The following is a 262-nucleotide window of genomic DNA, read 5'->3' on the forward strand; positions in this document are numbered from 1 at the left end:
AGTCGGACTGGTGTTATTTGCTGATCACGCCTATCTGCAGACGCCACTGACTTTAGACAGAGACACGCTTTCACAACAACTCAATCAGGCTGTGTTAAAGCTGATTGGTACTCAAACCGCGATTGGTGATGGTATTGGCCTTGCAACCAAAACCTTCGTCGACAGCGATGCCCCTCAGCGTGTAATGATTCTACTCAGTGACGGCAGCAATACCGCGGGGGTATTAGATCCACTTGAAGCCGCGGATATTGCTAAGAAGTAC

Annotated in this window: 1 protein-coding gene; it reads left to right on the forward strand. The window is 49.2% G+C overall.

Annotated elements, in window-relative coordinates; all coding sequences use genetic code 11:
- A partial coding sequence (locus AB4512_RS25365; RefSeq protein WP_372176228.1) for a VWA domain-containing protein occupies positions 1-262 on the forward strand: 262 nt, incomplete at both ends.

It is taken from the genome of Vibrio sp. 10N.222.52.B7 (assembly GCF_041474275.1).
Classification (GTDB): domain Bacteria; phylum Pseudomonadota; class Gammaproteobacteria; order Enterobacterales; family Vibrionaceae; genus Vibrio; species Vibrio crassostreae_C.